The 6,417-nt window shown below is 49.6% G+C and carries 9 protein-coding genes; 6 read left to right on the plus strand and 3 right to left on the minus strand.

Features of this window, described 5'->3' with window-relative positions; all coding sequences use genetic code 11:
- A partial coding sequence (locus tag ABJQ89_RS21575; protein WP_348498210.1) for a YceI family protein occupies positions 1-356 on the minus strand: 356 nt, incomplete at its 3' end.
- A 128-nt stretch (positions 357-484) separates the two neighbouring features.
- Positions 485-715 (minus strand): hypothetical protein, encoded by a 231-nt coding sequence (locus tag ABJQ89_RS21580; protein WP_348498211.1) that lies wholly within the window; start codon positions 713-715, stop codon positions 485-487.
- Positions 716-954: 239 nt separating this feature from the next.
- On the opposite strand from ABJQ89_RS21580, the gene rpsF reads away from it, so the two are divergent.
- The 6 genes from rpsF to ABJQ89_RS21610 all read left to right on the plus strand — a co-directional run bounded on the left by rpsF (position 955) and on the right by ABJQ89_RS21610 (position 4,623).
- On the plus strand, positions 955-1,308 hold the full coding sequence (rpsF, locus tag ABJQ89_RS21585; protein WP_348498212.1) for a 30S ribosomal protein S6: 354 nt from the start codon (positions 955-957) through the stop codon (positions 1,306-1,308).
- 28 nt (positions 1,309-1,336) lie between these two features.
- Positions 1,337-1,564: a 30S ribosomal protein S18 gene (rpsR, locus tag ABJQ89_RS21590; RefSeq protein ID WP_009805008.1), complete on the plus strand. Its 228-nt coding sequence runs from the start codon at positions 1,337-1,339 to the stop codon at positions 1,562-1,564.
- A gap of 11 nt (positions 1,565-1,575) precedes the next feature.
- Positions 1,576-2,196, plus strand: a complete 621-nt coding sequence (gene rplI, locus ABJQ89_RS21595; RefSeq protein ID WP_348498213.1) for a 50S ribosomal protein L9 — start codon at positions 1,576-1,578, stop codon at positions 2,194-2,196.
- A gap of 245 nt (positions 2,197-2,441) precedes the next feature.
- A complete protein-coding gene (locus ABJQ89_RS21600; protein WP_348498214.1) occupies positions 2,442-2,840 on the plus strand; it encodes a helix-turn-helix domain-containing protein in 399 nt (132 codons plus the stop codon).
- Between the two features lie 99 nt (positions 2,841-2,939).
- On the plus strand, positions 2,940-3,641 hold the full coding sequence (locus ABJQ89_RS21605) for a LuxR family transcriptional regulator (protein ID WP_348498215.1): 702 nt from the start codon (positions 2,940-2,942) through the stop codon (positions 3,639-3,641).
- Positions 3,642-3,804: 163 nt separating this feature from the next.
- Positions 3,805-4,623 carry an acyl-homoserine-lactone synthase gene (locus tag ABJQ89_RS21610; RefSeq protein WP_348498216.1) on the plus strand — a complete coding sequence of 273 codons (819 nt, stop codon included), beginning with the start codon at positions 3,805-3,807 and terminating at the stop codon, positions 4,621-4,623.
- A gap of 138 nt (positions 4,624-4,761) precedes the next feature.
- Here ABJQ89_RS21610 and tig read toward each other — a convergent pair whose 3' ends face one another.
- On the minus strand, positions 4,762-6,096 hold the full coding sequence (tig, locus tag ABJQ89_RS21615) for a trigger factor (RefSeq protein WP_348498217.1): 1,335 nt from the start codon (positions 6,094-6,096) through the stop codon (positions 4,762-4,764).
- Positions 6,097-6,417: the final 321 nt, after the last annotated feature.

Below are 6,417 nucleotides of genomic sequence, written 5' to 3' on the forward strand. Positions count from 1 at the left end.
ATCTTAGCTGTTGTTTCGCCCGTCACTTCGATCGACGTCGATGTAAATGTCACCATTTCATCATCCGACGCATCGAAGAAATCTGGGCTCATGAAGTGGCCCAAACGCGCTTCCCAACCTGTGATCATAGACTTTGCCGGCATGGAAACCGTTACAGAAGATGCTGCTGCATCGTCCGCGTCGAACATGATTTCGCCCTCAAAGCCAGAGAACATGCCATAGGTCGTTGAAAAACCGATATGGTCATAGGAAAATACGATCTGGCTGTGGCTTGCATCAAGCGTGTATTTTTCTGGGGCTGCAAACGCGGATGTACCAGCGACGGCAACGGCCGCAGCTAAAAGAAGTGATTTCATAGCAAAAGCTCCTGTTGAAGATGTGCAGACTATGAAGACTAACATAGCCCGCGCGCAATCCGAAGGAGTTCAACATCTCGTGTGCGTAAGCGAACACAAATGTTTCGAATAAAAGCGAATGTAAGGATTTAGTTGCGGGACAGGAAGGCAACCATTGCGCAAATGGTCAAAATGCCGGTCAATCCGGTCTTCAACAACAACACATCCGCCATGTTGCTTGATCCTGGCGCGAACCAAAGACCGATGGCGCTCATCATAAAGACCGATCCGATAAACTTGCAAAAGAATTTTGCCGAGAAGAAAGGCTTGTGCTCTGGACGTGCTGTGAACGTCATTGAGGATGCTGAAAGTTCTGACATGGTCTTCCCTCGTGTGAAGTCTAAAGTTGATTAGAACTTCCGTTTCAAACTGGACCGAAATATGGCGTCAACGCGGCGCTTCATGGTTAATTGCCCTGCGCCCTTGCACCGCTTCCGTTTCATAGCTATGAGAGCCGAGCTTTCCGCAGAATTTTCACTGCGCAGTCTCTCGTGACCGAGGCGCGGAAAGCAATGATGTCTTGGTCTTTGAAATGCGCTGATACATGAATGGAGCACACATGCCTTTATATGAGCATGTCATGATTGCGCGTCAGGATTTGTCCAACACGCAAGCTGAAGGTCTTATCGAACATTTTGGCACCGTCCTCGCCGACAACGGCGGCAAACTCGTGGATAGCGAGTATTGGGGCGTCAAAACAATGGCCTACAAAATCAACAAAAACCGCAAAGGCCACTATGCCTTTTTGCGCTCTGATGCACCTGCACCAGCGGTCCAAGAAATGGAACGCCTGATGCGCCTGCACGAAGACGTAATGCGCGTTTTGACGATCAAAATGGATGAGCACGCAGATCTGCCATCCGTTCAAATGCAAAAACGCGAAGAACGTGGCGAACGCCGCGAACGTCGCTAATCTTAGCTTGAAGAAAGGACTCTAAACCATGGCTGCAAAACCATTTTTCCGCCGTCGCAAAGTGTGCCCCTTCTCTGGCGAGAATGCACCAAAGATCGACTACAAAGACACGAAATTGCTCCAGCGCTACATCTCTGAGCGTGGCAAAATCGTACCGTCCCGTATCACTGCAGTGTCTGCGAAAAAGCAGCGTGAATTGGCTCGTGCCATCAAACGCGCCCGCTTCCTCGCGCTTCTGCCATACGCTGTGAAATAAGGAGAACGATCATGAAAGTTATCCTTCTTGAACGCGTCGCAAAGCTCGGCCAAATGGGCGATGTTGTAGATGTTAAAGCCGGTTACGCGCGCAACTTCCTGCTGCCGCAAAACAAAGGCCTCACAGCATCTGCTGCGAACATTGCGAGCTTTGAAGCACGCAAAGCACAGCTTGAAGCAAACAACCTTGAGACCAAAAAAGAAGCCGAAGATATGGCATCTCGTTTGGGCGGCCAACAGTTCATCGTGATTCGCCAAGCGTCCGATGCCGGCTATCTCTACGGTTCCGTTACTACACGTGACGCAGCTGAAGCTGCGACAGCAGACGGTTTCTCAGTTGATCGCAAGCAGGTTATCCTGCAAGCGCCAATCAAAGAACTGGGCCTGCACACTGTAACTGTTCGCCTTCACCCGGAAGTTGACGCGGAAGTTGTTCTGAACGTTGCACGTTCAACAGAAGAAGCTGAACTTCAGGCATCTGGCAAATCCATCCAGGAATTGGCAGCTGAAGAAGAAGCAGCAGCAGACTTCGAAATCGCTGAACTGTTCGACGATATCGGCGCAGCAGCAAGCGAAGATGACGACGCACCTGCGGCAGTCGAATCAACAGAAGATCAATCTGAAGAAAGCTAAATTAGCTTCAACATGTTGACAGAAATTAGGGGCTGCAATTCTTTGCGGCCCCTTCTTGACTCTAACAGTCAGGAATCAGGCAGTTTTTTGCTCAAATTTTCCAAAAAATCTCACGAATCTCAAGACATCTTTAACCGTATTCTTTACAATGACTTGCAACTTGCAGTCGTTTCTGTTCGTATGGGCACATACGAAATTGCGTTATGTGAGTTGGGGTGCGTAGTTTCTAGTCTGAGGAAAGAGTTATGACGGATATCGATAAGTTAATCGGTGCACGAATTAAAGGGCGACGTATCGCGCTCAAGATTTCGCAAACCACACTAGCAGAAGCAATTGGCGTACGCTTTCAGCAAGTTCAAAAATATGAATCTGGGGCAAACCGCGTAAGTGCGTCTCGGCTCTTGATGATTGCAGAAACACTGGGCGTGCCGATTTCATACTTCTTCCAAGGCTTGGACAGCAAGATTTCAGATGGTGATACAACGCAGCAAACGCCGCGTTCGAACACACCAATGAATGCGCTGACAGATGCCCGCGTCGGAGAAATCCTAGCGCTGGTAGAAACGTTGCCAAGCGATCAACAGACCGCTGTTCTAGCGTTTCTTCGTACACTTTCTAAGACAAGTGAACAAGAAACCGCCTAAAACTAGGCAAATTGACGTTGAAAATAGATACGTAAGTTGCGTTAGCGCTGCTTTCGTGTGACAGTAATCTATACTCTTCCGCCTTGTTGGGAACAGCGTATGGATTTAATCGATTTAGCCTCTTCTGATCGTACCGGCGACGAGTTTACCGCATATCTCGGCACTCTTTGTGATCAGTTAGAATTGGACTATGCATCCTATTGCACGATCAATACCGTATCTGATGCGGTCCAAGGCTTTGCGACCTATCCAGAGGAATGGATTAAACACTATATGGGTCAAGGGTTTCAAAACCTTGACCCGACGATTGGCATTTCGGCCCGTTCTATCGCTCCCGTTGATTGGTCGCGCCTGAAAAAGCATGAAGGTTTTCAGGCGGTTTTCCAGAACAGCCGCGATTTCGGTATTTCTGATTGCGGTCTAACAGTCCCAATTCGTGGTCCATTTGGTGAGTGCGGTCTCCTTAGCGTTACGCGCGACACGTCAGAGCGAGAGTGGAAACGGCTGAAACCCGAAATCATCACCACTTTGCAAACGGCAGCCGTGAATATGCATGATCTTGTGATGCAATCAGACGCGCTGTCGATCGCGTTGCGCCGTCCCATTCTTTCGGATCGTGAACGCGAAGTCCTACAATGGACTGCGGCAGGCAAATCGCAGCAAGATATTGGCGATATCCTTACGATTTCAATGCGCACTGTTGAAGTTCACTTGCGATCAGCTCGTTCAAAACTGAGCGCGCTTACCACTGCGCAGGCCGTTGGTCGCGGTATTTCTTATGGATTTATCCATCCAAAGTAAGCTTTCCCGGCTCTCTCACCTTCTTAAAATCTAAATGCTATGCGCCTTATGGTTGCGTGTAATCCTGTGCGATTCAATCTATTTGGCCTATCTACGGGATTCCCCCAATAGCATCTCTTTCCCCTTCGGTTAAAAGTAAATTAACTGTGAAAGGGGCAACTAAATGATCATCGTAGTGGACGGCGTGAATGCCGATCAATTCCAAGGGTTACTTTCCCAAGTCTTCGAACTTCGCGCGCGTGTTTTTCGCGATCGGTTGGGCTGGGACGTAGAGGTCATTGATGGCCAGGAGCGCGATCATTTTGATGACCTTTTCCCGACGCATATCGTGTCAGTAAATGACGACGGCAAAGTCGCGGGCAGCATGCGACTTTTGCAGACCACTGGCCCTAATATGTTGGCTGATGTATTTAGCTCAATTTTGCAGGGCCAACCAGCGCCGCGCAGCCCCCTCATCTGGGAAGCAACACGTTTTTGCGTCGATACAAATCTTCTGGAGAGCGGCAAAAGCAACAATTCCATCTCTTATGTGACGAGCGAAGTCATGGTCGGCGCCTTTGAATATGCGCGATCTGCAGGTGTCGAAGATGCCGTTGCCGTGATTGATCCAATCATGAACCGCGTGCTCAAACGATCCAGCAATGCGCCATATGATTATCTCGGTAAAGCGACGCCAATGGGTAAAGTCACCGCCATGGCCGCCCTTATGGATTGCAGTGCCGAACGGATCGAAGCCGTGCGCAGCTTTGCGAATATCAAAGGCAGCGTTTTCATTGATGAAGAAGAAGCCATTGAACGGTTCGGTGATGAAAATCTCAATCCCCAAACTCCAGAAGCACTGGATGCGATAAGATCGTACATGTTCGAGCAACTCAACGCTGCAACAGATCCAAATGAATTACGTGCCGCGATTAAGGTTCTTACGGAACTCCAAAGCAGCTCAAACCAGTTACTAACTGAAAGTCCCGCCACTCACAGCTAGACCCCCCCTCAAAAGGGACTTTAAGTTAGATAGACGGACCCAGGATGACAGCCCTGGGTCCGTTCTTTTTTGCGTTATAGCACATAAAAAAGGCCCCGCTCAAAAGAGCGAGGCCAAATTTTCGAACCGAAGAAAAGCTTACTCGTCTTCGAGTGCTTCAACAGCTTTCTGAAGATCGTCTTTGCTGATTTCTTTGTCTGTGACTTTCGCCAACTCAACAATGTAATCAACGACTTTGTCTTCAAAGATCGGTGCGCGCATTTGCTGTTGCATCTGCTGGTTTTGTTGAACGAATTCAAAGAACTCGCGCTCTTGACCAGGGTACTGACGCGCTTGGTTCATCATCGCTTGCGTCATCTCAGCGTCCGTTACTTGAACTTCTGCTTTCTGACCAAGCTCTGCCAAAAGCAAGCCCAAACGCACACGGCGCTCTGCCAATGAATTGTGCTCGTCTGTTGGCTCAACCTTATCGTGGTCGTGGCCTTCAACTTCTGGGTTTTCTTCATGCCAAAGCTGATGCGCGATCTGATCAGCTTCTGCTGTTACCAAGGATGGCGGCAGATCGAAGGACACGATGTCATCGAGTTGATCCAAAAGACCACGCTTCATGACTGCGCGCGCTGCGCCGACATATTCCGCTTCGAGGCGTTCTTTGATTTGTTCTTTCAAAGCGTTCAAATCTTCAGCGCCGAATTTTGTCGCCAGTTCATCGTTCACTTCTGCCGCAACAGGCTCTTTCACTGCTTTGATCGTGCAAGTGAATACAGCTTCTTTGCCCGCAAGGTGCTCAGCTTGGTATGGTTCTGGGAACGTAACTGTGACGTCCTTAACTTCTTCTGCTTTCACGCCAACGAGCTGATCTTCAAAGCCCGGGATGAAAGAGTTGGAACCGAGAACCAATGGGTAATCTTCGCCTGCGCCGCCGTCGAATGCTTCGCCGTCAACTTTACCAAGGAAGTCCATTGTAACCTGATCGCCGTCTTTGGCTTTGGAGCCTTTTTTGCGATCTTTGAAGTCTTGTGCCGTTTCAGCAAGGTTTGCCAAAGCTTCTTCAACGGATGCGTCGTCAGCTTTTGCAACCAAACGCTCAAGTTCGATCTTCGCAAGGTCAACTTCTGGAATTTCTGGAAGCGCTTCGTAGGACATTGTGACGTTAACGTCGTCGCCCTCTTTCCATGTTTCACCGTCAACCATAACCACTTCAGGCTGAAGCGCTGGACGATCGCCAGATGTCTCAAAGTGCTCAGACATCGCGCCATCAACAGCTTCTTGCATCGCTTCGCCAAGAATACGCTGGCCGAATTGCTTTTTCAGCAATGGCATAGGAACTTTACCTTTACGGAAGCCCTTCATTTCAACTTCTGGACGCGCTTCTTCCAGCTTTTCGTTGACCTTCGTTTCCAGCTCAGCAGCTGTGATCGTGATGGAGTAGCCTCGCTTGAGACCTTCGTTCAGTGTTTCGGTGACCTGCATGTCGTCCTTGTCCATTGCATAGGGGCCGCAGAGGCGTCCGCGGCGGTCAAAATCTGGGCCTGTGTACGGATGGAAAGCGCGAGGATCAAGCAGATTCCGAACGCTGGATGCGCAGCAGCATTTGAGCACGTCAGAATCGTGAACCGCTACACCGGTGTCCCCGGTTTCATGGGTCTAAGTCGGCCCTCAAATCCGCCTGAAACGGCGTATCGCGGTGAAACACCCGAGCATTTGTCGCGTGAATACTAAATGCTTTAGCCTCTCAAAGGGCAGGCCTGCGCGTGCAAGGTCGTGAGGAGTTCCTTTAAGTCCTGCAGCTCT

The organism is Planktotalea sp. (assembly GCF_039984035.1).
Taxonomy (GTDB): Bacteria; Pseudomonadota; Alphaproteobacteria; order Rhodobacterales; family Rhodobacteraceae; genus Planktotalea.

Coding starts and splice junctions, on each gene's coding strand:
- tig (WP_348498217.1), bottom strand. CDS start 6,096: ATGCAGGTCACCGAAACACTGAACGAAGGTCTCAAGCGAGGCTACTCC.
- ABJQ89_RS21600 (WP_348498214.1), top strand. CDS start 2,442: ATGACGGATATCGATAAGTTAATCGGTGCACGAATTAAAGGGCGACGT.
- rpsR (WP_009805008.1), top strand. CDS start 1,337: ATGGCTGCAAAACCATTTTTCCGCCGTCGCAAAGTGTGCCCCTTCTCT.
- ABJQ89_RS21610 (WP_348498216.1), top strand. CDS start 3,805: ATGATCATCGTAGTGGACGGCGTGAATGCCGATCAATTCCAAGGGTTA.
- ABJQ89_RS21580 (WP_348498211.1), bottom strand. CDS start 715: ATGTCAGAACTTTCAGCATCCTCAATGACGTTCACAGCACGTCCAGAG.
- rplI (WP_348498213.1), top strand. CDS start 1,576: ATGAAAGTTATCCTTCTTGAACGCGTCGCAAAGCTCGGCCAAATGGGC.
- ABJQ89_RS21605 (WP_348498215.1), top strand. CDS start 2,940: ATGGATTTAATCGATTTAGCCTCTTCTGATCGTACCGGCGACGAGTTT.
- rpsF (WP_348498212.1), top strand. CDS start 955: ATGCCTTTATATGAGCATGTCATGATTGCGCGTCAGGATTTGTCCAAC.